Source organism: Saccharospirillum salsuginis, assembly GCF_014651855.1.
Lineage (GTDB): Bacteria > Pseudomonadota > Gammaproteobacteria > Pseudomonadales > Natronospirillaceae > Saccharospirillum > Saccharospirillum salsuginis.
This window is the reverse complement of sequence record NZ_BMXR01000008.1, coordinates 114,315-140,245: the sequence shown is the minus strand read 5'-3', so window position 1 is coordinate 140,245 and position 25,931 is coordinate 114,315. Positions and strand designations below refer to the sequence as shown.

The window sequence follows — 25,931 nt, the reverse complement described above, 5'->3', positions numbered from 1 at the left end:
ATCAATCCTCTCCCCGTTCGATCAGATAGCGATAATGGCCAGGTTGCGGCTCGCTTTTGTCCAGCAGCCGATGATGGGACTTTTCGATGTAGGCCGGAATATCGCGCCAGGACCCGGCATCGGTGGCGACCACTTCGAGTACGTCGCCGGCCGCCATCTTCATCAGTTTCTGTTTGGTGCGCAACAACGGCAGCGGACAACGCAGGCCGTCGGCGTCGAGGTATTCTGTGGGCATACTTTTACAAGTCAATTACACCCTCTCCCTGTCGGGTCTGTAACGGGCCCGTATTATAGGGCAACACAAGCCAACTGTATGGAGTCGATGTGCTTTTTTGCAAAGGCCGTTCGAAAACCGGTCCGCTGCGGCCCGCTTTGGGTCGAAGACTTGGCAAACTGCTGATTCCACTGTTCTCGGCCTGGCTGTCGATCGTGCCGGTATCGGTCGGGGCGGAAGATTTCGGCGACCAGTCCCTGGGCTGGACCCGCGCCCAGGAAGAAGCCGTCGCAGGCTACCTGAAACGGCGGATGCAGGCCAAGGGACAAATCCTCAACGACGTCTGGATCGAATACTGGCTGGCGGAACGGGCCGAGCGACTGCGTCAGGCATCCACGGCGCCGCTGGGCAACCTCTCGGTGGTGCTCATCGACGATCATTCCTTCAATGCGTTCGCGCTGCCCGGCAACGTCATGGGTTTTCACCTGGGCCTGTGGGAAACGGCTCACACCGAGGCTGAATTCGTCTCGGTGCTGGCGCACGAGTTGGCGCACCTGAACTTGCGGCACTTCAATCGCCTGATGGAAAACAACCGTCAACAAACCTGGCTGGCCCTCAGCGGCGCGCTGCTCGGCATCGCCCTGATCGGGGTCGACCCGGAACTGGGCGGCGCCGCCTTCACCAGCTCCCAGGCCGGCGCATTGCAACAAAGCCTGGCGTTCAGCCGGTCCATGGAAACCGAAGCCGACCGTTTCGCCAGCCAGGTGCTGAAAGACGTCGGCTACGACCCGAGCGCCGGGGCGGCGGTGTTCCAGCGGCTGCAGCAGCAAATCAGCTTTCAACCGGGCCTATCCGACTTCTGGCAGACCCACCCGCTGCCCGCCAGCCGGGTCGCCCGACTGGACCAGGCCGATGCGCCCGAGGGCGAAAGCCCCGAACACCACTACCCGGCCTTGCGCTGGTACCTGAACCAGCGCTTCATGCCCGAGGACGACTTCGCGGAACGGCCGTCGGTCTATTCCGAGATCGAGGCGAAGGCCGGGACCCCGCTGCCGGCGTCCCTGATTGCCAAAGCCGACCCGAACCTGCCGTTCGGCTGGATTCTGTGGCAGAACGGCCGGGCGAACGCCGACATTCAACAGGAACGACTGACCGAACTGACCCGCCTGTTTCCGGATTTCGACCCGGCCTGGTATGAACTGGCCCGTCGCACCGCCCCGGAAGGCAGCGAAAACAGCGACCGCTGTCAGCGGGCACTGGGTTATCTCAGCCGGGTGAATGGGACCTACATCGAGGTGCTGGAGATGAAACGCCGCCTGACGGCACTCTGCGAGCCTCAACGGGAACCGGAGGCCACGGCGCTGTGGTTGTGGCACAAAGGGGAAGAGAACCGGGCGATGAACCTGCTGCGCCGGGCGGTCGAGAACCCCCAGAGTGCAAGCCAGGTGGCACGATTGCGGCAGTTGTTGACGCAGTTTGAGGAGCAGCGGGCGTTGTTGCCGAGGGGGTGATCTGTGGGATGGCTGAATTTGTTGGATTACGCGCTATCGCGCTAATCCAACCTACTAGTGAGTAGGCTGGATTAGTGAGTAGGTTGGATTAGCGCGATAGCGCGTAATCCAACACCACCCCTACTCCGCATCAAGCCGCTTTCTTGGTCGCGAAATCCAGCATGCGACCCAGCGGAATCCGGGCTTTTTCAATCAGGTCCGGCGCGACGTCGATTTCCTGATCCTTGTTGATCAACACCCGCTTCAACCGCTCCAGATCGTTCATCGCCATCCAGGGGCAGTGGGCGCAGCTGCGGCAGTTGGCGCCCTGCCCGGCCGTCGGCGCTTCGATCAAGGTCTTGCCCGGCGAGCGTTGTTGCATCTTGTAGAAGATGCCGCGATCGGTGGCGACGATGAATTGCTGGTTGGTCATCCGCTCGGAAGCGGCTATCAACTGGGTGGTGGAACCGACGACATCGGCCAGTTCGATGACCGATTCCGGCGACTCGGGGTGAACCAGCACGGCCGCGTCCGGATACATGGCCTTGAGGTCGACCAGGCCCTTGGCGCGGAATTCCTCGTGCACGATGCAGGAGCCGTTCCACAGCAGCATGTCGGCGCCGGTCTCACGCTGGATGTACCGGCCCAGGTGCTGGTCCGGCGCCCACAGAATCTTTTCTCCGCGGCGGTCGAGGTAGTCGGCGACGTCCAGGGCGATACTGGACGTCACGACCCAGTCCGCCCGCGCTTTGACGGCGGCCGAGGTGTTGGCGTAGACCACGACGGTGCGGTCGGGGTGCTGGTCGCAGAAGGCGGCGAATTCATCGGCCGGACAACCCAGGTCGAGGGAGCAGGTGGCTTCCAGCGTGGGCATGAGCACGCGCTTTTCCGGGCTCAGGATCTTGGCGGTTTCGCCCATGAACCGGACACCGGCGACCAGGACGGTGTCGGCATCGACATCGCGGCCGTAACGGGCCATTTCCAGGGAGTCACCGATAAAGCCACCGGACTGCTCGGCCAGGGCCTGGACGAGGGGGTCGGTGTAATAGTGAGCGACCAGGACGGCGTTGTTCTGGTTCAACAGCTCGATGATCTCGTCGTTCAGAGCCTTGACTTCCTCCTGACTCAGATCGCTCGGGCGCTCTGCAATGGGGATTTCGAAGTCGATGGTCAGATCGGACAATACGGCGGAATCAGTCATGGCTTCTCTGTTGTCTCCGGTTCGGCGCGGTATTCTACCTCGATTGGGTCCTGGGCCCAATTCCGGTTGCGTCGGATATGTTGCCTAGGTTGCCTCTTTGAATGGGGTATTTTGGGGACAACCCCGCATTAGACAATACCCAAAGATATATTTTCTTTGCATCAATTAATGCGTTTGCAGTCGGTTCCGACTGGAATGAGTGCTGTACAGAGGCGTGGACATGTAGGGCAGAAGAGCTCTAAAGCGATATCTGCCGGGGGCGGACTCAGGCCGCCCTGGTTTGGGTCTTTTACCCTGGAAAGAGGGCTTTGCCCTCTCGGCAGATGTCGCCTTCAGCTCTTCTGCCCTACGGTCCTGGTGCCATAATCGATATTGCGGAGGCGGGATGACACAAACAAAAAAGGAGAGCCGAAGCTCTCCTTTTTGCAATTTGGTGGGTCGTGCAGGATTCGAACCTGCGACCAATTGGTTAAAAGCCAACTGCTCTACCAACTGAGCTAACGACCCTCAACTTGGCGTGGTATTCTACCTTCCCAATTCAAAAAAGCAAGTATTTTCAGATACTTAGCTTATCCAACCGTGCCACTTTCCGGCTCAGTCCGGTCAACCATCGGCGCCACCGATCGGTTGGGGAAAGTGGTGGGTCGTGCAGGATTCGAACCTGCGACCAATTGGTTAAAAGCCAACTGCTCTACCAACTGAGCTAACGACCCGAAGGAGGCGCATATAATATGTATTTTTTGAGTGGACGCAACCCCGATTTTTACTTTTTTCCAGCCAAGCCTTTGATCTAAAAGGGCTTTGGGCGGTTCACGCGCCGATCCCGTCAGGCCTGGTAGCGGGTGGGGTCGGTGACTCCGGCTTCTTCGAAGCCCTTGATACGCAGGCGGCAGGAGTCGCATTCACCGCAGGCTTCGCCCGCCGTGTTGGCCTGGTAGCAGCTGACGGTCAGGCTGTAGTCGACGCCGAGCCGGTCGCCGAGCTGGATGGTGGCGGCCTTGGTCAGGTTGATCAGCGGGGTGCGAATGCGGATGTGCCGGCCTTCGACGCCCATTTTGGTGGCGAGGTTGGCGAGCCGCTCATAGGCGGCGATGTATTCGGGGCGGCAATCGGGGTAGCCGGAGTAGTCGACGGCGCTGACACCGATGAAAATGTCCTGGGCTTCAAGCACTTCGGCCCAACCGAGGGCGATGGACAGGAAAACGGTGTTGCGGGCCGGAACATAGGTGACCGGAATGCCGTCGGACTCGGTCGTGGGCACGTCGATGCTGGCGTCGGTCAGGGCCGAACCGCCAATACCGCTGAGGTCCATCGGGACGACCTTGTGTTCGATCACGCCCATGGCGCCGGCGATGGCCCGGGCTGCGTCGAGTTCGGCGTCGTGGCGCTGGCCGTAGTCGAAACTGAGGGCGTAGAGGTCGTAGCCTTCGGACTTGGCCTGGGCCAGGACGGTGGTGGAGTCTAGCCCACCGGACAGGAGTACTACCGCTTTCTTGTTCACCTTGGATTACCTGACAGAGTACGCCGGGCGAGACCCGGCGCGTTCAAATGGAATGGCATGGGACGGCCAATGGCCGGCTCAGTTGCTGTTCAACCGGGCCTGGGCCAGTTTGGCGCTTTGACTGTCCGGAAACTCGTTGATCACCCGCTCGAAATAGCGCTGTGCATCGCTGGTATTCCCCTGTTGCTGGGCGATCACACCCAGTTTGTAGAGGGAGTCCGGCACCTTGGCGTCGTCGGGGAAATTGTTGATCACCTTCGCGAACGCCTGTCTCGCGGGCTCGACCTCGCGACTGACGTATTGAACCTCACCCAGCCAATACCAGGCATTGGGCGTCAGGGCGTGGTCGGGGTGAGCTGTGGTGAATTCGGACAGAGCCTTGATGGCTTCCGGGAAGTTACGCTGACGGATGTGTTCGCGAGCGGCGTTGTATTCGGCCAGGATGTCTTCGTCGCTGACGGCCGATGTCTTCGGCTCCGACGAGGAGGCCGACCGGGCGGCCGCGGACTGGGAGGCATTATTCAGGCGCTCCTGCAACGACAGGATGCGTTCATCCAAGTCGATGTAGCGCTGCTTCTGTTCTTCCGTGAGGACCTGGACCTGATAGGTCAATTCCTCGATCAAGCCCCGTTGCTCGGCCACCTGCTGCTGCAGGTCCTGGACCTGAACCATGAGGTTCTCGACCAGGGCCGCGCTCGGGCCGGGTGACGATTGCCCACGGGACGACTGTCGGTTGTCGAAATCCGGTTTGGACTCTTCGACCGGCGGCGTGTTTTCCGCCTGTACTGACACAACAAAAGTGCTGCCCAGAAGGGCAGCACTGTAGATTACCAGTTGTCTGATCATGGTTTACCGATTACTGGTACTTGATCTCTACGCGACGGTTCTCGGCGTAGTCGGCTTCGGTGCTGCCCAGGGCCAGCGGCTTCTCTTCACCGTAGCTGACGGTGTCGATCTGGCCGGCGCTGACGCCTTTCAGCATCAGGTAGTCGGCAACGGACTTGGCACGACGCTCGCCCAACGCCAGGTTGTATTCACGAGTACCGCGCTCGTCGGCATGACCTTCCAGCACAACGCTCATGTTGGGGTTGGCGACCAGGTTCATGGCATGTGCGTTCAGCACGGTGCGGAACTCGGTGCGGACGTTGGACTTGTCGAAATCGAAGTAGATGAGGGTCTGGTCCAGCAGAGCTTCGAACTCGCCGGTGACGTCCTGCTCCATCTCTTCCATCGGCTCTTCTTCCATCACAGGTTCCTGCTGCTCTACTTCCAGAGTCAGGTCGCCGAGACCTTCGTCTTCAGCTTCGGTACCTGTTTCAGTGGTTTCAGCGCCTGAAGTCTCTTCAGTGTCCTGGCTGGCACAGCCGGCCAGGAAGACAGCAAAAGTGATAGCGACTGCTTGAATCAGTTTGGATTTAGCCATTTTCCTTATCCCATCGGTTGTAGTTCGTTTTTTTAGGGCCGTTTTGCTGAACCCATGCCTTCAAGGCATCTTGCCCTGCAAAACAGCCTAGTTCAAGTACGGGGACCATGCCGGTTCGATCACATCCCCGTGTATAGAAGGCATTTCACTGGTTACCTGACCATCCAGGGATACCCAGGCCAACACCCCTTTTCCCCTTTTCTGGGTGGCATAGACCAGCATGGTGCCATTCGGCGCTATGCTGGGTGACTCATCCAGATTGGTTTCGGTAAGCACGCGGATATTCCGCGTGGCCAGATCCATCGCAGCAACGTGGAATCGACCCTGATACTGATGAATGAATACCAGATATTGCCCGTCGCTGCTGTATTGGGCCTTCAAATTCTGACTTCCTTCAAAGGTTAAGCGCTCGATACGCTTGCTGGCAAGATCCATTTTATAAATTTGTGGACTCCCTCCACGTTCTGAGGTGTAGACCAGAGATTTCGAGTCCGGAGAAAAGCTGGGCTCGGTATCAATGTATGAATTTCGTGTCAGTCGTGTACTGCGACCGTTGGAAAAATCATACAAATACAGTTCCGGATTTCCCTCGGCACTGGATACATACGCCAGATATCGTCCATCCGGAGAAAACGACGGTGAACTCGTGTACCCGACCTGACTGGATATATTGGTCGATTTTCCACTGGCCAGCTCCTGCACGAACACCTTCCAGCGGTCTCCGACCTTGTTGGCGAACGCGATCCGCTTGCCGGTGTGGGACCAGGCCGGCGAGATGATGGGTTCGTTGGAGCGGTACACAGTGCGGGCCCGCTGGCCGTCGGCATCCGCCACCTGCAGGCGGTACTCGAATTCATTACCGGTGGTACCCCGGCGGGTCACAAAACCGATTTTGGTGGAGAAGATGCCTCTGACCCCGGTGATGCGCTCATAGATCACATCGGATATGGAATGGGCCAGGTCGCGCAGTTGGTACACACCCACCGTCTGGCTGCCGGCCACCACACGCTGCCCCTTGACCACGTCGAACAGGGCGAAGCGAACCGAGACCTGGCTGTCACCGGCCGGTTCGATATTGCCGATGACCAGGTATTCCTGGTCGAGCAGGCGCCAGTCCCGATAGAAGACTGCATCGTCCGAGGTCGGCTGGCTCAGCATGTCACGCGGCGGCAAGGTGTCGAAGCGGCCGGTGCGCGACAGATTGTTCTGAACGATGTCACTGACCTCTTCGGGCAGCGACTGGCTGCCGCCCCAGTAGAACGGGACGATCGCGATCTTGGTTTTGGTGTCGTAACCGCGGGTTACGACGATGTTGAGATCCTCGGCTTGCACCCAGGCCGAGAGGGCCAGGATCACAAGGCTGATAAAACAGGTTGTGACGGAGTGTTGGCGTTTCACTTCATCAGGTCCTCTGGTCGGAAGGTAATGGTCAGGCTGCGAAAACTGCGCTCAAACACCTTGGGGTCGTCCGGCACGTCGAAACGACGCACCCGCTGAATGGCCCGCAATGCGGATTGATCCAGCGTTGGCAGGCCACTGCTGGAGACGATTTCCGGTGACTCACGCAATTCTCCGGTCGGTAGTAGTTGTATGCGTACAACGGTTTCACGCCCGGTCAGATCCAGAGCCCGCAATTCCATCGGTCGGGTCCAGGCCTGGGTCGCCTGCTGCTGTATGCGGGAAGCGTAGGCTTCGGTCGTCTCGGCCATCTCGGCCTCGGCCGCCCGCTCCTGCTGTAATTGCTCCTGTTGCTGCTCGATCAACTCGTCCTCGCTCTCGAGACCGGCCATCAAATCATCCAGTGCGGCGGATTCATCGAACTGCGGCTGCCTGGGTTCCGGCTTGGGCTCGGGTTTGGGTTCCGGCTTGGGCTCGGGAGTCGGCTCCGGCTGAGGTTTGGGCTCCGGTTTGGGCTGAGGCTCGGGCTCCGGCTCGGGAGTCGGCTCCGGCTGAGGTTTGGGCTCCGGTTTGGGCTGAGGCTCGGGCTCCGGCTCGGGTTTGGGCTCGGGCTTGGGTTCCGGCTTTGGCTCAGGCTGGGGCTCCGGTTCAGGTTGCGGTTCGGGCTCCGGTTGCGGCTCAGGCTCAGGTTGAGTTTCCGGTTCCGGCTCGGGCTGGGATTCCGGCTTGGGCTGTGGCTTGGGTTCGGGCTTGGGTGGCGTCTTCAAGCTCGCCTGCATGGTCGGCGGCAACTCGAATGAGTCCGGCTCGGGCTCGGTGAAGCTGAACCCGACCAACAACACCGCCGCCAGTACGCCATGCAGAAGGACAGCCTGTACGACGGGCAGCGAGAGCCGCCGCGTCACCGACGGCCAATCAGTTGCTCTCATCGGGCGCCTCTGTAATGAGCCCCACCGACTGAATGCCGGCCCCCTGCAAGGTGGCCATCACCTGCATGACGGTGCCGTAGTCGACCCGGTTATCGCCTCGAATATAGACTTCCAGACTCGGTTGCTGCTGCAGGATCGTCGCGACGTAAGGACCCACTTCGTTCGGTTGAACCGACTGGGGCGCTTCCTCGCCCCGCTCGATGAACACCTGGCGCTGCGCGTCGACAGCGACGATCAGGTATTCCTGGTTTTCATCCCGCTCGAGCGGACCGGACGTCACCTCGGGCACGTCGACCTCGACGCCCTGCATCATCATCGGCGCCGTTACCATGAAGATGATCAACAGGACCAGCATCACGTCGATGTAGGGCACGACGTTGATGTCCGACATGGGTTTCTTGCGTCCGCGGCGAACCGAAATCATGCCGGCACTTCCCGTTTCTTGCCCTGGGTGACCAGCAGATGCGCCTGGCGGTGCAGAATGGCGGAGAACTCTTCGGCAAAGGTCTCGTAGTTGGCGACCAATTTGTCCGATCGGGCTGAATAGCGGTTATAGGCGATCACCGCCGGGATGGCCGCGAACAAGCCCATGGCTGTGGCGATCAGCGCCTCGGAAATGCCCGGAGCGACCGTGGACAGTGTGACCTGGGGAACCGAGGCGAGCCCCCGGAACGAGTTCATGATGCCCCAGACCGTGCCGAACAGGCCAATGTACGGGCTGGTTGAGCCGACCGTGGCGAGGAACGACAGATGCTGGTCGAGCTTTTCCATCTCCTTGCTGACCGAGACCCGCATGGCCCGCTGACAGGCCGCCATGATGGCGTCGGCGTCGGTCACCTGTTGCTGGCGCAACCGGCTGAACTCCTTGAACCCGGCGCGGAAGATCTGCTCGCCGCCGTTGTCGGTGTCCGGGTTGGCGTTGATCTGCCGGTACAGTTGAGACAAATCCATGCCGGACCAGAACCGCTCTTCGAAGTTCGCGAAGCGCTTATAGGCCCCGCTGAGAACCCGGCGGCGCTCGAAAATGAATATCCAGGTGGTAACCGATAACACCAGCAGGGTCAGCATCACCAGCTGAACCAGCAGCGAGGCTTCGCTCACCAATTCCCATATCGATAATTCAGTGCCCACAGGCTTTCGTCCTCACGCTATATCAACCGGCTAGGCTAAAGAAGTTTCCGGGCAAAAGCCAGATACCCCCTCGGAGCCTCCGGCCTTTTTCAATCCCTTTTCACAGCGCCGTGCGGGTGTTCAACCGGTATGGGGGCGGGGCAGGTCGAAATGCAGGTAGGCCAGGTCGGTGACCAGACGGCCACGCGGGGTGCGCATCAGGAACCCTTGCTGTATCAGATAGGGCTCGACCACGTCTTCGAGGGTGTCGCGTTCTTCGCTGAGCGCCGCCGCCAGGCTTTCCACGCCCACCGGGCCACCGCCGAACTTTTCGATCAGGGTGACGAGCAGGCGACGGTCGAGGTGGTCGAAGCCGGCTTTGTCGACATTGAGCATGTCCAGTGCCTGGTCGGCGATGGTCTGGTCGATACGGCCTTCGTGCTTCACATCGGCGTAGTCGCGTACCCGGCGCAGCAGGCGGTTGGCGATGCGCGGCGTGCCCCGGGAACGGCGGGCCACTTCTTCGGCTCCACTCGTGTCGATCTCGACTTCCAGCTTGCCGGCCGAGCGGATGACGATCTCGGTCAGTTCGGCGACGGTGTAGAATTCGAGGCGTTCGACGATGCCGAAACGGTCGCGCAGGGGCGAGGTCAGCAGGCCGGCCCGGGTGGTGGCGCCCACCAGGGTGAAGGGCGGCAGTTCGATTTTGATGCTGCGTGCGGCCGGGCCTTCGCCGATCATGATGTCGAGTTGGTAGTCTTCCATCGCGGGATAGAGTACTTCTTCGACGTGCGGCGACAGCCGGTGGATTTCGTCGATGAACAGGACGTCGCCGGATTCCAGGTTGGTCAGCATGGCGGCCAGATCGCCGGCCTTTTCGAGGACGGGTCCGGAGGTGGTTTTGATGCTGACGCCCATTTCGTTGGCGATGATGTTGGCCAGTGTCGTTTTGCCGAGGCCGGGAGGGCCGAACACCAGGGTATGGTCGAGCGGCTCTTTGCGCATGCGGGCGGCGCTGATGAAAATTTCCATCTTCTCGCGCACGACGGCCTGGCCGATATACTCTTCCAGGCTGAGCGGACGGATGGCCCGGTCATACTGTTCTTCTTTGGCTCCCTGTGGTTCGGGAGCGATAAAACGATCGGTTTCTATCATCTTGCCCAGTCCGCTGTTTATTCGGAATCCGCTTTCGGTGGTTTAACCCGCACAGGATGCCGGGTGCGCCTATTCGGGGTCGCTGTGAACCCATCCATGGGAGCTTGACGGCCGCCGTCCGGGCGGCCGACATCCCCGAATAGGCGCACCCGGCACCCTGCGCTAGCCTTCCAATGACTTCGTCAATTGAGTCACATCATCTGTTTGAGCGCGGCCTTGATCAATTCTTCCGAAGAAATACCCGGCTTGTTGACCTTGGCGATGGCACGAGCCGCTTGCTGTGGTTTGTAGCCCAGGGTGACCAGCGCGGTTTCGGCATCTTCTTCGGCACTTGAGTCTCTGGGCTCGGTCTGGTCGGCCAGGGGCATCGCCAGCAGTCGCTCGGTGCCGCCCAGATCCTTGATTCGGTCGCGCATTTCGACGATCAGGCGTTCGGCTGTCTTTTTGCCGACGCCCGGGATCTTGACCAGCATACTGGGATCGTCGTCGTGAATACACTGCACGAAGCGATCCGGTTCCATGCCGCTGAGGATTGCCAGCCCCAGTTTCGGGCCAACGCCGCTGGTCTTGATCAGGGCCCGGAATAAGGCGCGCTCGTCCTTGGAAGAAAAGCCGAACAGGACGTGAGCATCTTCTCGAATCGCCAGGTGGGTGTGCAAGACCACCGTCTGGCCCACGGCGGGAAGGCGGAATGCTGTGGACAGGGGTGCCTGGACGTCGTAGCCGACGCCGCCGACGTCGATCAGCAGGTCCGGGGCTTTGTTTTCCAGCAGTGTGCCTTGCAGGCGGCCTATCATGTGTTGTGCTCCTGATTTGTTTTGGTAATTGGCCGTTGTAGGAGCGCACGCTGTGCGCGATGCCTTCCCGGGCCACCGAATCCGGAGGGTCGCGCACGGCGTGCGCTCCTACGTGGATCGGTTGGTAGGGCAGAAGTGGTCCGACACATCGGGCTGAAGGCGTTATCTGCCGGGAGGGCGAAGCCCTCTTTTCGGGGTAAACAATCAAAACCAAGGCGGACGATGTCCGCCACGGCAGATGTCGCCCTAGGCTCTTCTGCCCTACGTGTCTTGGTTGGCGGTGGCACTCGGGTTGAGGTGTGGATGCCGGGTGCACCCATTTGGGGATGTCCGCAGCAGGGATGCTGCGGTCAAGTCTACATGGATGTATTCACGACGACCCCAAATGGGTGTACCCGGCAGCCGCACCGGATTCCTGGCACCAACCCCGACCCAGCCAATGCCAACCCTGGCACCCTATCCTACTCCAGCCACCGCCCCCGCCGGGAATGCCGACTGCCGGCGACGCGCACGAGGCCGGCCTGGGTATGGGCGTGGCAGAGGGCGACGGCGAGGGCGTCGGCGGCGTCTTCCTGCGGAAGACCGGGGAGTTTGAGCAGGAACTGGACCATGTGCTGGACCTGGACCTTGTCCGCCCCGCCCTTGCCGACCACCGCTTGTTTCACCTTCCTCGCGGCGTATTCGCTCACGTCCAGTCCCGCCTGTGTGGCCGCTAGCATGGCGGCGCCCCGGGCATGGCCCAACTTCAGCGCGGAATCGGCGCTGCGGCCCATAAACACCTGCTCAATGGCGGCGGCTTGTGGCGTCCATTGCTCGATGACTTCGGTCAGGCAGATGTAGAGGTTGTTCAACCGTTCTGGGAAGGTGGGAAAGGATTCGAGCCGAATCACGCCCGAGGTGACGTATTCCAGCTTGGCACCGACCTGATTGACGATGCCGAAGCCGGTCTTGCGGGAACCCGGGTCGATGCCGAGGATCAGGCTCATACCCGGCTCCCGCCTCGCGACGCGTTCACGTTGATCAGGATGTCTCGGTTTCCGGGAAGGCGGCGTTGGTGTACACCGCCTGTACGTCGTCCAGGTCTTCGAGCATGTCGATCAGGCGCTGGATTTTCTCGGCGTTCTCTTCATCCAGTTCGGTTTCGGTGCTGGGAATCATGGTGACTTCGCCTTCCACCTCGTAACCGGCTCCGACCAAAGCTTCTTTGACGTCCAGGAAGTCTTCCGGCGCGGTGCGAATCTCGAAGCTGCCGTCGTCGTTGCTGATGACGTCTTCGGCGCCTGCTTCCAGCGCGACTTCCATGATGGCGTTCTCGTCGCCGTGTTCGATGAACAGTTGGCCGGCGTTGCTGAACAGGTAGGCGACCGAGCCGTCGGTGCCGAGGTTGCCGCCGCACTTGGTGAAGGCGTGGCGAACTTCGGAGACGGTGCGGTTGCGGTTGTCGGACAGGCATTTGACGTAGAAGGCGACGCCGTTCGCGCCGTAGCCTTCATAAGTCATGACCTCGTAGTCGTCACCCTCGCCGGAACCGGCACCGCGCGCGATCGCTTTTTCGATGGTGTCTTTCTTCATGTTCGCCGTCAGCGCCTTGTCCATGACAGAGCGCAGCGCCGGGTTGTCTTCCGGCGCGGGGCCGCCATTGCGGGCGGCGACGACGATTTCACGAATCAGCTTGGTAAAAATCTTGCCCCGCTTGGCGTCCTGGGCCGCCTTGCGGTGCTTGATATTGGCCCATTTACTGTGACCTGCCATACCTTACCTCTTAACGTTTCGTACCGAAGCCGCTCCCTCAGGAGTCGGCGACGGGTTTGCGTACTCGGATGTTCAAATCGCGCAGCTGGTCGTTGCTGACGTCGCTCGGCGCCTGGGTCAGCAGACATGCCGCGGTCTGGGTTTTCGGGAAAGCGATGACTTCGCGAATGGAGTCGGCACCGGTCATCAGCATGACCAGACGATCCAGGCCGAAGGCCAGGCCACCGTGCGGCGGGGCGCCATAGCGCAGGGCGGAGAGCAGGAAGCCGAACTTCTCTTCCTGTTCCTCGGGGCTGATGCCCAGCACTTCGAAGACGGTGTGCTGCATGGCTTCATCGTGAATACGGATGGAGCCGCCGCCCAGCTCGACGCCGTTCAGCACCATATCGTAGGCACGGGACAGGGCCGTTTCCGGGTTCGCTTTCAGTTCCTCGGCACTGCAGTTCGGTGCGGTGAACGGATGGTGCAGGGCCTGCAGGCGGCCATCGTCGCCTTCCTCGAACATCGGCCAGTCGACGACCCAGAGCGGCGCCCAGTCGGCGGTGTAGAGGTTCATGTCCTCGCCGATCTTGCAGCGCAGCGCGCCCAGGGCGTCGTTGACGACGTGGGTCTTGTCGGCGCCGAAGAAGATGAGGTCGCCGTTTTCGGCTTCAACGCGTTCCAGTAACTGCTTCAGCACGGTTTCGGGCATGAACTTGACGATCGGCGACTGCAGGCCGTCCGGCACGCTGGTCTTGTCGTTGACCTTGATGTAGGCCAGACCCTTGGCGCCGTAGATGCCGACGAACTTGGTGTAGTCGTCGATCTGCTTGCGGGTCAGTTCGGAACCGCCCGGTACTTTCAAGGCGGCGACGCGGCCTTTCGGGTCGGTCGCGGGGCCGGAGAAGACCTTGAAGTCGACATCGGTCATCAGGTCGCTGACGGTCTTCAGTTCCAGCGGGATACGCAGGTCCGGCTTGTCGCTGCCGAATCGCTCCATCGCGTCGGCATAGGTCATGCGCGGGAAGCTGTCGAACTGGACGTCGAGCACATCCCGGAACAGGTTGCTGATCATGGTCTCGGTGATGGCCATGATGCCGTCTTCGTCCATAAAGGACGTTTCCAGGTCGATCTGGGTGAATTCCGGCTGACGGTCGGCGCGCAGATCCTCGTCGCGGAAGCATTTGGCGATCTGGTAGTAGCGGTCGAAGCCGGAGACCATCAGCAATTGTTTAAACAGCTGCGGGGACTGCGGCAGTGCGAAGAATTCGCCCGGATGGGTACGGCTGGGTACCAGGTAGTCGCGTGCGCCTTCGGGTGTCGCCCGGGTCAGAATGGGGGTTTCGATGTCGAGGAACCCCTGGTCTTCCAGGTGACGCCGAATGCTGGCGGTGATACGGGAGCGCAAGACCAGTTTTTGCTGCATCTCGGGACGACGCAGGTCCATGAAGCGGTTGCGCAGGCGGACGTCTTCGCCGACGTCGGAGTATTCATCCAGCGGGAACGGCGGTGTCTTGGCCGAGTTCAGGACTTCGATGTCCAGACCCAGCACTTCGATTTCGCCGGTGGCCATGTTCGGGTTGATGGTGCCTTCGGGGCGCGAGCGCACCCGTCCGGTGACCTTGATGACGTATTCGCTGCGGACCCGATCGGCGGTATTGAAGCTGTCCGGGGCGTCGGGATCGAAAACGACCTGGGCGATACCGGCCCGGTCACGTACATCGAGAAAGATTACACCACCGTGGTCGCGGCGGCGGTGGACCCAGCCGCAGAGGGTTACGGTGTCGTCGATGTGAGAACTGTTCAATTCCCCGCAATAATGGCTTCGCATAAGATTTCCTGATCTGGCGGTTCGTTTTTCGCAAAGGGCGGGCATTATACCTGTATTTTCTCAGGAATTAACCCGTGGGTTGGTTGCCCCTGATTCGGTTAGGTGCCAGTAACCCGCGCCGGCTGCCGGGTATGCTCCTCCAGGGTCGTGCGGGGTGCCGCCCACTCAACCCATCCATGGGGCCTAGACCGCAGCATCCATGCTGCGAACTCCCCTGGATGAGCATCCCCGGCATCCGTCGCTAGCCATCGACGCTAACATTCGTAGGTTGGATCGGTCCGAAGGGCGTAATCCAACATGGCTGCTGTGTCGATGGCCAGACTCGTGGCACCACTGTCTTTGTTGTTGGATTACGCCTTCGGCTAATCCAACCTTTTAGCTTGCCCCTCTCCCAAAGGGAGAGGGAACGGGTATTTGGCACGGCAGCAAGCCCCTGAGGCGGGGGTAGCCCTCCCAGGGGATGTGGGCCGCCTGGACGGCGGCCGTCAAGCCCCCATGGACGGGTTCACGGCGGCCCCAGGGAGGGCTACCCCCGCCTCAGGGGCGGACCCAGCTACAGTACCGGCAGCAGACCCAGCCACAGAACCTGCAACCCCCACTACTGCCCTTTACTTCCTTTAATGTACACTGGCGGTCGTTTTAACCGCGCTCCGGAGACAAAGCCCCGTGATTCGAGCCCTGACCCTGGTTCTGCTGTTTGTGCTGCCTTTAATAAAGGCCGGCGCATCGACCGATCCGGACCCGAGACTGTTGAACGCCCTGCAATCGGCCCTTTCCAGGGATTCCTCGTTCGAGGATCCGTATCTGGGCCAGGTCTGGCTGGCGAAGATGTCCGGCCAGCTCGACCGCTGGGTGGGCGAGCCGGAGCAGCGCATCGATCTGTTGAATCGCATCCATCGAGAGGCCACCTTGGCGGGCCTGGACCCGGGCCTGGTGCTGGCGCTGATTCAGGTGGAAAGCAACTTCGATTCCTTTGCCATTTCCAGTGCCGGCGCGCGCGGTCTGATGCAGATCATGCCGTTCTGGAAGAAGGAGATCGGCCGGGCCGAGGATAATCTCTTCGACATCGACACGAATCTGCGTTACGGCTGCACCATTCTCGCGCATTACCTGGAGGTGGAGAAAGGCAGCCTGATCCGCGCTCTGGCGCGTTACAACGGCAGCCGTGGCCAGACCTGGTACCCGGAGCGGGTGTTGCGGTACTGGCACCGGAATTGGCGTTTCGAGACCGGTTAGCCGGTCATGAACCCCTGGGGCGGGGTTTCGCCGGTGGAGACCCGTTCGACGTCGACCCCGAGCACCTGGGAGAATCGCGGGCCCTCGTGCAGACTGTCGATCATGGCCGACAAGGCGTCTTCCTCGCCGTACATCAGCACTTCCACCCGTCCGTCCGGCAGGTTCTGCGCATAGCCTGCGACACCCAGTTCCCGGGCACGTTTGCGGCAATACATGCGATACCCCACGCCCTGGACCTTGCCATACACCCAGGCTTTCATACACAGCATAGTGTCGTTCTCCCTCCATCCATTGTCGTGCGTTCCAGGGGATCCCCAGTTTACCGCCCTCCACGCCGGAGACAACAGGGCATTTCGTCCACTGGACCAAAAAATGAATAGTGTTAAAAACGAGACTTAGATCACATAACCCGACAATTGAGGGGTGTGTCGCAGGCAGATACGGGGGATACGAACTATGGTGACGAAATCACCCCCGGGCCAGAGAAAGGGAGGCCGCCATGAGCTTTGCCGCCTTGCGATTGACGCTGCCCAATCAAGGATTGCACATCAGTCGGGAAACCCTGGCCTTGTATCGCGATGTTCTGGTCGATCAGGTCATGGATTCCGACGATGTCGGTCCTCATCTTGAGAAAATCACACCCTATCTGCACAACCTCAATCGCATGCCGCTGGACGGCGAGACGCGCCTGTCGCTCACCGAGTCGCTGATTCACCACTATCTGCTGTTCATTCAGCAGGTCGACCGGGGCGAGGAGTCGCCGGAGAAACACCTGGCCAAGCTGTTGCCGGAGTGCAACCGCGAGATTTCCTACGCCGCCAAGCTGATTCTGCGTGACTGCGCCCATCACTCCAAGGAGGAGCAGGCCCGCTTTGTTTATTGGTCCGTGTGCGCGCTGGCCGAGCACCTGGCGGACTTCAGCCGCCATTACCGGCCACAGCCGGGGGCGCTCTGGGGCGAACTGCACCGTTTGTATCTGCATGCCCGACAGCGCTGGCTGACGGACTTCCGAGGCAACCCGCCGGATCGTCGGGACATAGAAAGCCGCTATAAACAGTCGCTGCTGCTCGCGGCTTCCCAGCCCGAACACCTGAGCCCGACGGAGCAGGCGATACTGGATGGCTATCTGCAACGCTGGAGCTTTCGTGCCCGGCTGGACCATCAGGAAAGCCGTGAATTCAACTCCCGTTATTTCTACGTCGATCTGGCCTCCAATCTGGGTGTGCAGACCGCGCGCCAGATCCAGGGCGCCGGCAACGACGAATCCATTCTGGTTTTGAACCCCCTGCCGCTGATCGAACAAGGGCGGCATCATATGAAACAGGTTCGCCACGGATTGGCAGCGGAGAAAGTGGGCTTGCCGTCGAACCTGGACAACATCGATCTGTTCATGGCGTTGAAAAAGGGCATAGCCGCCTGGCGGCAGGAGGGTTCCAGACGGTTCGAACGCAACGACTGCGACAACCCCACTCAGGTGGCCGTCGGTCTGCACACCATTCATCATTATTTGCGCGTGCCGGGTCAGGCCTCCAACGACCTGGTTCCGACGCGCCTGCTCAACCGAAGCAAACTCGGGGCCTGCTTGCGCCTGGAGGATCCCAACATCGCTGTCCACGTCGGCGACATCATCATCCACCGCGACCCGGGCGACAGCAAGGAACATCTGGGTGTTATCCGCTGGCTTCGCCAGTCCGGCAAGGGGCGTGTCTTCGGTCTCGAATACCTGGTGGGCAACTTCCAGCCCGTGGCCGTGCGCATCGACGATCGGATTTCCGAAGCGGTGCTGCTGAGCAATCAGGAATCGGATTCGCTGATCACCCATAAAGGCTACTGCACCACGAATACCTCGGTGCGATTGAAAAATTTCAAACAGGGACTCGCGCTCGAGGCCCGGGCTCAGTCCCTGGTCCAACGTGGTCAGACCACCGACCAGGTTCGTCTGAAACGCACCGCGGTTTGACCCCCGCCAATCAGTGATTCACAGCCAGTCGGTTCCGACCGGAGCCGGCGTGGTTGGCGGTTATCCGGAAACGACCACTGTTCCCCACAATTGGTAGAACAATTGACATAGGTCATTTGCAAATGCCCTATCGACTCAGCATACTTGCGCCGCCTTTGTCTCTAACCCAAGAAAAATCCCTATCGGAAGCTGATCCATGACCAACTCTACCACCGCGTCCCAAGCGCAAGAGACGTACAACTACACAGTTGTCCGTCAGTTTGCGATCATGACCGTTGTCTGGGGAATTGTCGGCATGCTGGTCGGTGTTATCATCGCCGCCCAAATGGCCTTTCCCGAACTGAACTTTGGCCCCTACTTTCACTTTGGTCGTCTCAGACCGCTGCATACCAACGCCGTCATCTTCGCGTTTGGCGGCTCTGCGTTGTTCGCCACCTCTTACTACGTGGTACAGCGGACCACCCAGGCTCGGCTGGCCTTCGAAGGCCTGGCCAAGTTCACTTTCTGGGGCTGGCAAGCCGTTATCGTTCTCGCCGCCATCACGCTTCCGATGGGCCTCACCACCAGTAAGGAATACGCCGAACTGGAATGGCCGATCGACATCCTGATCGCCCTGGTCTGGCTCTCCTATCTGGCTGTCTTCCTCGGCACCATCCGTAAGCGCAAGATGCCGCACATTTATGTCGGTAACTGGTTCTATCTGGCGTTCATTGTCACCGTGGCCATCCTGCATGTGGTCAACAGCGCCGCCATTCCGGTGAGCCTGACCAAATCCTATTCCATGTACGCCGGCACCATGGATGCCATGGTCCAGTGGTGGTACGGCCACAACGCCGTCGGTTTCTTCCTGACCGCCGGTTTCCTGGGCATGATGTATTACTATGTGCCCAAGCAGGCGGAACGCCCGGTCTATTCCTACCGGTTGTCCATCGTCCATTTCTGGGCGCTGATCGCCATCTATATGTGGGCCGGCGGCCACCACCTGCACTACTCCGCCCTGCCCGACTGGGCCCAGAACCTGGGCATGGTGATGTCGCTGATTCTGCTGGCACCGAGCTGGGGCGGCATGATCAACGGCATGATGACCATGAGCGGCGCCTGGCACAAACTGCGCACCGACCCGATTCTGCGCTTCCTGGTGGTTTCCCTGTCCTTCTACGGCATGGCCACGTTCGAAGGCCCGATGATGTCGATCAAGACGGTCAACGCCCTGTCGCACAACACCGACTGGACAATCGGTCACGTCCACTCCGGCGCACTCGGCTGGGTGGCGATGATTTCCATCGGCGCGATCTATCACACCATTCCTCGTCTCTACGGTCAGACGCTGATGTACAGCACATCCCTGATCAACGCTCACTTCTGGCTGGCGACCATCGGTACCGTACTGTACATCGCCGCCATGTGGGTCAACGGCATCGCCCAAGGCCTGATGTGGCGTGCGGTCAACACCGACGGCACTTTGATGTACAGCTTTGTGCAGGGTGTCGAGGTGAGCTGGCCGGGCTATGTGGTTCGGATGATTGGCGGCGCTGTCTTCCTGGCCGGTATGTTCCTGATGGCATACAACGTCTGGATGACCATCCGCAACGAGAACAAAGAACGCGTGAGCAGTCCCGCGACACAAGCGGCGTAACCATAGGATTGACGAGATGCAACACGAAAAGGTCGAAAAGAACGTTGGCCTGATGGTCATCCTGGTGCTGATCGCCATCAGTTTCGGGGGCCTGGTCGAAATCGTGCCCCTGTTTTTCATCGAAGACACCACCGAACCGGTCGAGGGCCTGGAGCCGTACTCGGCCGTGGAACTCGAAGGCCGGGATATCTACATCCGTGAAGGCTGCCATGTCTGCCACACCCAGATGGTGCGTCCGCTGCGCGCCGAGGTGGAGCGCTATGGCCCTTACTCGCGCGCCGGTGAACAGGTTTACGAGCATCCCTTCCTGTGGGGCTCGAAGCGTACCGGTCCGGACCTGGCCCGTGTCGGCGGCCGCTACAGCGACGAATGGCAGAAAGCGCACCTCTATGATCCGCGCTCGGTCGTACCGGAATCGAACATGCCGGCCTTCCCCTGGTTGTTCGAACGCACGCTCGACGGCGAAGACACGGCGGCCAAGATGCGCGCACTGCGCAAGGTGGGCGTGCCCTACACCGACGAGCAGATTGCCGGTGCGAAGGAAGCGGTCGAAGGCGTCACTGAAATCGATGCCCTGGTCGCTTATCTGCAGCAACTCGGTACCGTCATGACAGGGCGTTAAGCCATGGATATCAACGATTTCAGAAGTCTGGCGACCGTCCTGACCATGATCGCCTTCATCGGCATCGTGATCTGGGCCTACAGCCGCAAGCGCAAGTCGCGCTTCGACGAGGCCGCCCATTTGCCATTCGATGATGAAGAGATGCATCGGAAGTCGTCGCCGACGCAGGAGAAGAAGAACGATGAGTAGTTTCTGGAACTTCTATATTTTCGCCCTGACCCTGGCCTGCCTGGGCGGGATTGTGGCGCTGATCATCCTGACCCGGCGTATGCCGGACCCGGGTGGTGCCGACGCCGAAACCACCGGTCACAGCTTCGACGGCATCGAGGAGTACAACAACCCGATGCCGAAATGGTGGCTGAATATGTTCTGGCTCACCATCATTTTCGGTCTGGGCTACATGATCGCCATGCCGGTGGGCAACTGGCCGGGTGTGCTGGGTTGGACGTCGGTCGGCGAACTGACCGAAGACCAGATCGAGCACGACCGTAAATACGGTGAAATTTACGAGCGACTGGCCTCGATTCCGGTCGAGGACCTGCCCGATAATCGGCAGGCCATGCGCATCGGCCAGCGTCTGTTCGAAGACAACTGCGCGCTGTGTCACGGCCAGGCCGGTACCGGCAGCTACGGCTTCCCCAACCTGACCGACGACGACTGGCTCTACGGCGGCAGCGGCGAGACCATCAAGACGACCCTGTTGAGCGGGCGTCGCGGTCAGATGCCAGCCTGGGGCGATGCGCTGGGCGACCAGGGCATTCGGGCGGTCACCGAGTACGTGATGGATCTGTCCGGCCAGGACGATGTCGATCAGGCGCTGGCGAGCCGGGGCGAAGCCCTCTATAACGCCAGCTGTGCGGCCTGTCACGGGCAGGATGGAACCGGCAACCAGGCTTTGGGCGCCCCCAACCTGACCGACGATACCTGGCTGTACCGCATTCCGGGCGAGACGTTGCGTCAGTCGGTCGAGACCACACTCGAGAACGGTCGCGCCGGCAACATGCCCGCCTGGGAAGGCATCCTGGGCGAGGAGCGGGTGCATATCCTGTCCGGCTACGTGTATAGCCTGAGCAATTGATGGAAAAAGTTGTCGGATGATGCGTCTCCGGCGCTGATCCGACCTACTCGGGGTGGGCATCGCCCACCCCGGCGAATGGTTTCGGAAAGGCCAGCGGGTTCCGGCCTTCCCCAAGCCATTCTCACAACCTGGTGTCATGACCAAAAAGATTGAAGTCAAAGACGTTACGGATGACGCCGTCCAGAAAGTAGACCTCTACCAGTCACGGGAGAAGATCTACATCCGCCGCATCAAGGGGTTTTATCGCTCCCTGCGTGTGTATGGCGGCGCTTTCCTGTTCACACTCTACTTCGGTACGCTCTGGCTCGACTGGAACGGACGACAGGCCGTACTGTTCGATTTACCGGCCCGACAGTTTCATATCTTCGGCATTACGTTCTGGCCACAGGATTTCATGCTGCTGTCCTGGGCGCTGATCATCTGCGCGTTCGCGCTGTTTTTTGTGACCGTTTTCGCCGGGCGTGTCTGGTGTGGCTACACCTGTCCTCAAAGCGTCTGGACCTGGATTTTCATGTTCATCGAGGAAAAGACCGAGGGCAAACGCAACGCCCGGATCAAACTCGACGAACAACCGATGACGGTGAACAAGTTCGGCCGCAAACTGGCCAAGCATGCGCTGTGGGCGCTGGTCGCGCTGTGGACCGCCATCACCTTCGTCGGCTACTTCTCGCCGATCAAGGAACTGCTGCCGGATCTGGCCACCTTCCAGGCCAATGGCTGGGCCATTTTCTGGATCGCCTTTTTCACCCTCGCGACCTATGGCAACGCCGGCTGGCTGCGCGAACAGGTGTGCATCTACATGTGCCCCTACGCCCGTTTCCAGGCCGTGATGTTCGACCAGGACACCCTGATCGTCAGCTACGACGAACGACGCGGTGAGCCACGTGGTGCCCGCAAACGCGGCATCGACCCGCGCACCCAGAACCTCGGCGACTGCATCGACTGTGAACTCTGCGTTCAGGTATGTCCGACCGGCATCGACATTCGCGACGGCCTGCAGTACGAGTGCATCGGCTGCGCCGCCTGCATCGATGCCTGTGACAGCGTCATGGACAAGATGGGCTACGAACCGGGTCTGATCCGCTACACCACGGAACACAATCTGGAAGGCAAGAAGACGCACATCCTGCGTCCCCGGTTGATCGGCTATGCCGTGGCGCTGGTCGTCATGGTGAGCCTTTTCGCCTACGTCATCGCCACACGGATTCCCCTGGAACTGACCGTGGAACGCGGACGCGGCACCCTGCACCGGATCACCTCGGACGGCCTGGTGGAAAACAGTTATCAACTCAGTGTGATCAACAAGTCCCAGCAGGACCATCGCTATACCATCGACATCTCCGGTCTCGAGGGATTGCGATTGATCGCTCCGGACACCATCGCCATCGAGTCCGGCAAGGTCTCACAGTTCCCGGTGCGTTTGCTGCTGGATCCGGAAGCGTTGCGACTGCCCAACAACGAAATCTATTTCGAGGTAACGGCCCTGGACGATCCGTCCATTCAGGTGGAAACCGAAAGCCGCTTCTTCGGCCCCGCTAATTTTTAAGACAGGTAGACTGACCTTGAACGACACCGCTGCGACGCCCTGGTACAAACAATTCTGGCCCTGGTTCATTCTCTCACCGCTGATCATGGTGATCTTTGCCAGCTTCTGGATGCTGTACATTGCCACCGTGACCCACGATGGCGCCATCGTCGACAATTACTACAAGGACGGCCTGTCCATTATCGAGCGGACCGAGCAGGATCAATGGGCGGCCGAGATGAATCTCGGCGCCCAGCTGCAGACCATCGGCGAAAAGGTACAGCTTCGCGTAAACGGCGATCTGGACGCGTGGCCGAATACGCTGACGCTGCTGTACGTGTTCAAGACCAAAGCCAGCAAAGACGTCGAAGTCCGACTCGAACGTACTCCCGACGGTCGCTACATCGGTCAGTTGCCGCAAACCATCCGGGGCGAACGTGACCTGTTGCTGGAACCCGCCAGTACGCCCAAAGACGGCAAACACTGGCGTCTGCACGGGCACGCCACCCTGCCCTCTTCATCCATCCAGACACTGCAACCCCGGGTGGAATGACGCTCACCTGTTTTCACTGTGGTCTTCCCGCCTACGATGCGCGCTTCCAACTGACCGTTGGCGAGGCACCGCGCACCTTCTGCTGCGTCGGTTGCCTGGCCGCGGCCCAGACCATTCTCGACAACGGCCTGGGCGACTATTATCGCTTCCACGACCCGGACCAGACACCGGCCGCACCGCCGGTCAACGAACGCGACCGGGAACGCTTGGCGTTGTACGACCGCGACGATGTCCAGGCGGACTTCGTGCGACACGATTCGGACGTCGAACGCAGCGCCACCCTGATGATCGAGGGCATCAGCTGCGCCGCTTGCAGCTGGCTGATCGAGAAACGCTTGCGTCAGTTACCGGGCATACAGCAGGCGCACTTCAATCAGACCAATCATCGACTGACGGTGCACTGGAACGCCACCGAATTGCGCCTGTCGGATGTGTTTATCGCCTTGCACGCCCTGGGCTACCGCGCCCAACCGTTCAAGGCCGACGCCGAAGCCGATTTGCGCCAGAAAACCGCCCGTCAGTATCTGTTGCGCCTGGGTGTGGCCGGCATCGGCATGATGCAGGCGATGATGAACGCCGTGGCGCTGTACAGTGGCAACATCGAGGCGCAACACGAAAGCTGGCTGCGCTGGACCAGCCTGGTGCTGACGCTGCCGGTCGTCATCATCGCCGCCGGCCCTTTCGTCACCGCCGCCTGGCGCAGCCTGAAAGCCCGGCACCTGAGCATGGATGTCTCGGTCTCCATCGCCATCCTCGGCGCCTTTCTGGCAAGTGTCTGGGCCACAGTGAGCGGCGACGGCGAGGTCTACTACGAATCCGTCAACATGTTCACCTTCTTCCTGGTGCTGGGTCGCTATCTTGAGTTTCGCGCGCGCAGCTCGGTACATGCGTCCGGCAATGCCCTGCTGCAGCATCTGCCACCGACCTGCCTGAAATGGACCGGTGAGCGTTTCGAACGCGCCCCGGTACGCGACCTGGCCGTCGGCGACCGGATTCAGGTACTGGCCGGCGAGCTTTGCCCGGCCGATGGCGAGGTCAGGGCGGGACGCAGTCAATTCGATGAATCGCGCCTGACCGGAGAATTCGCCCCTCGCGATAAGGTGGCGGGCGATTCGGTGCTGGCCGGCACCCTCAATCAATCCCAACCGATCGAATTGGAAGTGACGCGGCTCGGACCGGACAGCTCCGCCTCCAGCCTGGTGCAATTGCTCGAACGCGCCGCCGGCGAAAAACCCCGCATCGCCGAACTGGCCGACCGGGGCTCGCGTCACTTTGTGCTCTCGACGCTGATCATCACCGCCCTGATCGGCCTGGTTTGGTGGTGGATCGCTCCGGAACGCGCCTTTTGGGTGGTCATCAGCGTCCTGGTGGTCACCTGCCCCTGCGCCCTCAGCCTGGCCACGCCGACCGCACTCGCCCAGGCCACCCACAGTCTGAGACGGCAAGGCCTGGTTGTCACCCGGGGCCACACTCTCGACCGGCTCGCCGACATCACCGACCTGGCCTTCGACAAAACCGGCACCCTGACCGAAGGTCGCTATCGTCTGGTCTCTGTCGAACCGCTCGCAGGCGCCGGCACTCTATCGTTATCCGAGTCCGACCTGACTGAGCTCGCCGCCGGTCTCGAAGCCAGCAGCGAACACCCCATAGCCCAGGCGTTCGAGGCCGCCGTGGCTCACGGCACCCGTCTGCCCGAATTCTCCGATCGGCGGCAGCACCCATCGGCCGGGCTGAGCGGACGGTTCGAAGACGGCGACTACCGGCTCGGCACGGCCCGATTCACACTCGACCAGGCGGTTGAAGAGGCTTCGGACCGACGTCAGCGCGTCTGGCTCAGCCGCAACGGCGAGGGTCTGGCCGTCTTCACGCTCAGCGACGAAGTCCGCAGCACGGCGCGCACGGCCCTGGACGAGCTTGAAAGCCTGGGCTTGCGCTGCCATGTATTGACCGGGGACCCGAGTCGGGACGTGGACCCGAGATTGGCCGATCTACCGTTGCAAGGCGACTATCTCAGCGGCCTCAGCGCCCAGGCGAAACTGGACTGGATGCATGAGCAACAGCGCAACGGCCGCCAGGTGGCCATGGTCGGCGACGGCATCAACGACGCCCCGGTCCTGGCCGGAGCGCCGGTATCGATTGCCATGAGTTCGGGTACGGACCTGGCCAAGCAGGCGTCGGATGCGCTCTTGCTGAACGAGAACCTGCGCGTGCTGGCCACCGCGATCCGCGCGGCCCGCAAGACCCGCCGGATCATTCGCCAGAATTTACTGTGGGCGCTGCTCTACAACGGTTTGGCATTGCCACTGGCGGCGGCCGGATGGGTGGCACCCTGGCAGGCCGCCATCGGCATGTCGTTGAGTTCTCTGCTGGTGGTGGGGAATGCCCTGAGATTACGATCGTTTTAGGGGTTGGGAGTTTTTGGGTACCTGTGGTCCGTGAGAGGTGGGGGGTCGCCCTCTGGCTTGCATTGGAAACCACGGCAACATATTGCGGGCGAAACAGTAGGGCAGAAGAGCCCCAGGCGACATCTGCCGTTATTCG

Annotated in this window: 25 protein-coding genes and 2 tRNA genes; 10 read left to right on the top strand and 17 right to left on the bottom strand. The window is 60.8% G+C overall.

Going from position 1 to position 25,931, the window contains the following annotated elements; genetic code table 11:
* Position 1 precedes the first annotated feature (1 nt).
* Positions 2–250: a sulfurtransferase TusA family protein gene (locus IE111_RS16185; RefSeq protein WP_229805393.1), complete on the bottom strand. Its 249-nt coding sequence runs from the start codon at positions 248–250 to the stop codon at positions 2–4.
* Between the two features lie 74 nt (positions 251–324).
* On the opposite strand from IE111_RS16185, the gene IE111_RS16180 reads away from it, so the two are divergent.
* Positions 325–1,725, top strand: coding sequence for a M48 family metallopeptidase (locus tag IE111_RS16180; RefSeq protein WP_189610624.1), 1,401 nt, complete (start codon positions 325–327; stop codon positions 1,723–1,725).
* Positions 1,726–1,855: 130 nt separating this feature from the next.
* On the opposite strand, the gene nadA is transcribed toward IE111_RS16180, so the two are convergent.
* The 15 genes from nadA to aspS all read right to left on the bottom strand — a co-directional run bounded on the left by nadA (position 1,856) and on the right by aspS (position 14,780).
* Entirely contained in the window at positions 1,856–2,905 is a 1,050-nt protein-coding gene (gene nadA, locus IE111_RS16175; RefSeq protein ID WP_189610622.1) for a quinolinate synthase NadA, read from the bottom strand.
* Between the two features lie 431 nt (positions 2,906–3,336).
* Positions 3,337–3,412: transfer RNA gene (locus tag IE111_RS16170), tRNA-Lys, on the bottom strand.
* Positions 3,413–3,542: 130 nt separating this feature from the next.
* A tRNA-Lys gene (locus IE111_RS16165) sits at positions 3,543–3,618 on the bottom strand.
* A 113-nt stretch (positions 3,619–3,731) separates the two neighbouring features.
* Positions 3,732–4,406 (bottom strand): 7-cyano-7-deazaguanine synthase QueC, encoded by a 675-nt coding sequence (gene queC, locus IE111_RS16160; RefSeq protein ID WP_189610619.1) that lies wholly within the window; start codon positions 4,404–4,406, stop codon positions 3,732–3,734.
* Positions 4,407–4,484: 78 nt separating this feature from the next.
* Positions 4,485–5,252, bottom strand: coding sequence for a tol-pal system protein YbgF (ybgF, locus tag IE111_RS16155; protein WP_189610617.1), 768 nt, complete (start codon positions 5,250–5,252; stop codon positions 4,485–4,487).
* 10 nt (positions 5,253–5,262) lie between these two features.
* Positions 5,263–5,829, bottom strand: coding sequence for a peptidoglycan-associated lipoprotein Pal (pal, locus tag IE111_RS16150; RefSeq protein ID WP_189610615.1), 567 nt, complete (start codon positions 5,827–5,829; stop codon positions 5,263–5,265).
* 87 nt (positions 5,830–5,916) lie between these two features.
* On the bottom strand, positions 5,917–7,227 hold the full coding sequence (gene tolB / locus IE111_RS16145; RefSeq protein WP_229805392.1) for a Tol-Pal system beta propeller repeat protein TolB: 1,311 nt from the start codon (positions 7,225–7,227) through the stop codon (positions 5,917–5,919).
* Entirely contained in the window at positions 7,224–8,156 is a 933-nt protein-coding gene (gene tolA, locus IE111_RS16140) for a cell envelope integrity protein TolA (RefSeq protein ID WP_189610612.1), read from the bottom strand. The genes tolB and tolA overlap by 4 nt, the downstream gene beginning before the upstream one ends.
* Entirely contained in the window at positions 8,143–8,580 is a 438-nt protein-coding gene (gene tolR, locus IE111_RS16135) for a protein TolR (protein WP_189610609.1), read from the bottom strand. Before tolR ends, tolA begins: the two co-directional genes overlap by 14 nt.
* The gene (gene tolQ / locus IE111_RS16130) at positions 8,577–9,287 is read right to left on the bottom strand and encodes a protein TolQ (RefSeq protein WP_229805391.1); all 711 of its coding nucleotides are present in this window, start codon (positions 9,285–9,287) and stop codon (positions 8,577–8,579) included. Before tolQ ends, tolR begins: the two co-directional genes overlap by 4 nt.
* A gap of 120 nt (positions 9,288–9,407) precedes the next feature.
* A complete protein-coding gene (gene ruvB / locus IE111_RS16125) occupies positions 9,408–10,421 on the bottom strand; it encodes a Holliday junction branch migration DNA helicase RuvB (protein ID WP_189610608.1) in 1,014 nt (337 codons plus the stop codon).
* Positions 10,422–10,612: 191 nt separating this feature from the next.
* Complete coding sequence (gene ruvA / locus IE111_RS16120; protein WP_189610606.1) at positions 10,613–11,218, bottom strand: Holliday junction branch migration protein RuvA; 606 nt, start codon at positions 11,216–11,218, stop codon at positions 10,613–10,615.
* Positions 11,219–11,679: 461 nt separating this feature from the next.
* Positions 11,680–12,204, bottom strand: a complete 525-nt coding sequence (gene ruvC / locus IE111_RS16115) for a crossover junction endodeoxyribonuclease RuvC (RefSeq protein ID WP_189610604.1) — start codon at positions 12,202–12,204, stop codon at positions 11,680–11,682.
* Between the two features lie 34 nt (positions 12,205–12,238).
* Complete coding sequence (locus IE111_RS16110) at positions 12,239–12,970, bottom strand: YebC/PmpR family DNA-binding transcriptional regulator (RefSeq protein WP_189610602.1); 732 nt, start codon at positions 12,968–12,970, stop codon at positions 12,239–12,241.
* A 37-nt stretch (positions 12,971–13,007) separates the two neighbouring features.
* The gene (aspS, locus tag IE111_RS16105) at positions 13,008–14,780 is read right to left on the bottom strand and encodes an aspartate--tRNA ligase (RefSeq protein ID WP_189610600.1); all 1,773 of its coding nucleotides are present in this window, start codon (positions 14,778–14,780) and stop codon (positions 13,008–13,010) included.
* Positions 14,781–15,446: 666 nt separating this feature from the next.
* On the opposite strand from aspS, the gene IE111_RS16100 reads away from it, so the two are divergent.
* The gene (locus IE111_RS16100) at positions 15,447–16,016 is read left to right on the top strand and encodes a lytic transglycosylase domain-containing protein (protein WP_229805390.1); all 570 of its coding nucleotides are present in this window, start codon (positions 15,447–15,449) and stop codon (positions 16,014–16,016) included.
* Here the strand turns inward: IE111_RS16100 and IE111_RS16095 are convergent.
* Positions 16,013–16,285, bottom strand: a complete 273-nt coding sequence (locus IE111_RS16095; RefSeq protein ID WP_229805389.1) for an acylphosphatase — start codon at positions 16,283–16,285, stop codon at positions 16,013–16,015. The genes IE111_RS16100 and IE111_RS16095 overlap by 4 nt on opposite strands.
* A 230-nt stretch (positions 16,286–16,515) precedes the next feature.
* Here IE111_RS16095 and IE111_RS16090 point away from each other — a divergent pair, with 230 nt between their 5' ends.
* The 8 genes from IE111_RS16090 (at position 16,516) to IE111_RS16055 (ending at position 25,795) form a co-directional block, all read left to right on the top strand.
* Complete coding sequence (locus tag IE111_RS16090) at positions 16,516–17,976, top strand: cyclic-di-GMP receptor FimW-related protein (protein ID WP_189610598.1); 1,461 nt, start codon at positions 16,516–16,518, stop codon at positions 17,974–17,976.
* A 196-nt stretch (positions 17,977–18,172) separates the two neighbouring features.
* Positions 18,173–19,612, top strand: coding sequence for a cytochrome-c oxidase, cbb3-type subunit I (gene ccoN / locus IE111_RS16085; protein ID WP_189610596.1), 1,440 nt, complete (start codon positions 18,173–18,175; stop codon positions 19,610–19,612).
* A gap of 16 nt (positions 19,613–19,628) precedes the next feature.
* Positions 19,629–20,234, top strand: a complete 606-nt coding sequence (gene ccoO / locus IE111_RS16080) for a cytochrome-c oxidase, cbb3-type subunit II (protein ID WP_189610593.1) — start codon at positions 19,629–19,631, stop codon at positions 20,232–20,234.
* 3 nt (positions 20,235–20,237) lie between these two features.
* Complete coding sequence (locus IE111_RS16075) at positions 20,238–20,423, top strand: cbb3-type cytochrome oxidase subunit 3 (protein WP_189610591.1); 186 nt, start codon at positions 20,238–20,240, stop codon at positions 20,421–20,423.
* Positions 20,416–21,312: a cytochrome-c oxidase, cbb3-type subunit III gene (gene ccoP, locus IE111_RS16070; protein ID WP_189610589.1), complete on the top strand. Its 897-nt coding sequence runs from the start codon at positions 20,416–20,418 to the stop codon at positions 21,310–21,312. Before IE111_RS16075 ends, ccoP begins: the two co-directional genes overlap by 8 nt.
* Before the next feature lie 136 nt (positions 21,313–21,448).
* A complete protein-coding gene (ccoG, locus tag IE111_RS16065; RefSeq protein WP_189610587.1) occupies positions 21,449–22,858 on the top strand; it encodes a cytochrome c oxidase accessory protein CcoG in 1,410 nt (469 codons plus the stop codon).
* Between the two features lie 16 nt (positions 22,859–22,874).
* The gene (locus IE111_RS16060; RefSeq protein ID WP_189610585.1) at positions 22,875–23,390 is read left to right on the top strand and encodes a FixH family protein; all 516 of its coding nucleotides are present in this window, start codon (positions 22,875–22,877) and stop codon (positions 23,388–23,390) included.
* Positions 23,387–25,795 carry a heavy metal translocating P-type ATPase gene (locus IE111_RS16055; RefSeq protein WP_189610583.1) on the top strand — a complete coding sequence of 803 codons (2,409 nt, stop codon included), beginning with the start codon at positions 23,387–23,389 and terminating at the stop codon, positions 25,793–25,795. Before IE111_RS16060 ends, IE111_RS16055 begins: the two co-directional genes overlap by 4 nt.
* Positions 25,796–25,931 lie beyond the last annotated feature (136 nt).

Coding starts and splice junctions, on each gene's coding strand:
- nadA (WP_189610622.1), bottom strand. CDS start 2,905: ATGACTGATTCCGCCGTATTGTCCGATCTGACCATCGACTTCGAAATC.
- ybgF (WP_189610617.1), bottom strand. CDS start 5,252: ATGATCAGACAACTGGTAATCTACAGTGCTGCCCTTCTGGGCAGCACT.
- pal (WP_189610615.1), bottom strand. CDS start 5,829: ATGGCTAAATCCAAACTGATTCAAGCAGTCGCTATCACTTTTGCTGTC.
- tolA (WP_189610612.1), bottom strand. CDS start 8,156: ATGAGAGCAACTGATTGGCCGTCGGTGACGCGGCGGCTCTCGCTGCCC.
- tolR (WP_189610609.1), bottom strand. CDS start 8,580: ATGATTTCGGTTCGCCGCGGACGCAAGAAACCCATGTCGGACATCAAC.
- ruvB (WP_189610608.1), bottom strand. CDS start 10,421: ATGATAGAAACCGATCGTTTTATCGCTCCCGAACCACAGGGAGCCAAA.
- ruvA (WP_189610606.1), bottom strand. CDS start 11,218: ATGATAGGCCGCCTGCAAGGCACACTGCTGGAAAACAAAGCCCCGGAC.
- ruvC (WP_189610604.1), bottom strand. CDS start 12,204: ATGAGCCTGATCCTCGGCATCGACCCGGGTTCCCGCAAGACCGGCTTC.
- IE111_RS16110 (WP_189610602.1), bottom strand. CDS start 12,970: ATGGCAGGTCACAGTAAATGGGCCAATATCAAGCACCGCAAGGCGGCC.
- aspS (WP_189610600.1), bottom strand. CDS start 14,780: ATGCGAAGCCATTATTGCGGGGAATTGAACAGTTCTCACATCGACGAC.
- IE111_RS16095 (WP_229805389.1), bottom strand. CDS start 16,285: ATGCTGTGTATGAAAGCCTGGGTGTATGGCAAGGTCCAGGGCGTGGGG.
- IE111_RS16090 (WP_189610598.1), top strand. CDS start 16,516: ATGAGCTTTGCCGCCTTGCGATTGACGCTGCCCAATCAAGGATTGCAC.
- ccoN (WP_189610596.1), top strand. CDS start 18,173: ATGACCAACTCTACCACCGCGTCCCAAGCGCAAGAGACGTACAACTAC.
- ccoO (WP_189610593.1), top strand. CDS start 19,629: ATGCAACACGAAAAGGTCGAAAAGAACGTTGGCCTGATGGTCATCCTG.
- IE111_RS16075 (WP_189610591.1), top strand. CDS start 20,238: ATGGATATCAACGATTTCAGAAGTCTGGCGACCGTCCTGACCATGATC.
- ccoP (WP_189610589.1), top strand. CDS start 20,416: ATGAGTAGTTTCTGGAACTTCTATATTTTCGCCCTGACCCTGGCCTGC.
- ccoG (WP_189610587.1), top strand. CDS start 21,449: ATGACCAAAAAGATTGAAGTCAAAGACGTTACGGATGACGCCGTCCAG.
- IE111_RS16055 (WP_189610583.1), top strand. CDS start 23,387: ATGACGCTCACCTGTTTTCACTGTGGTCTTCCCGCCTACGATGCGCGC.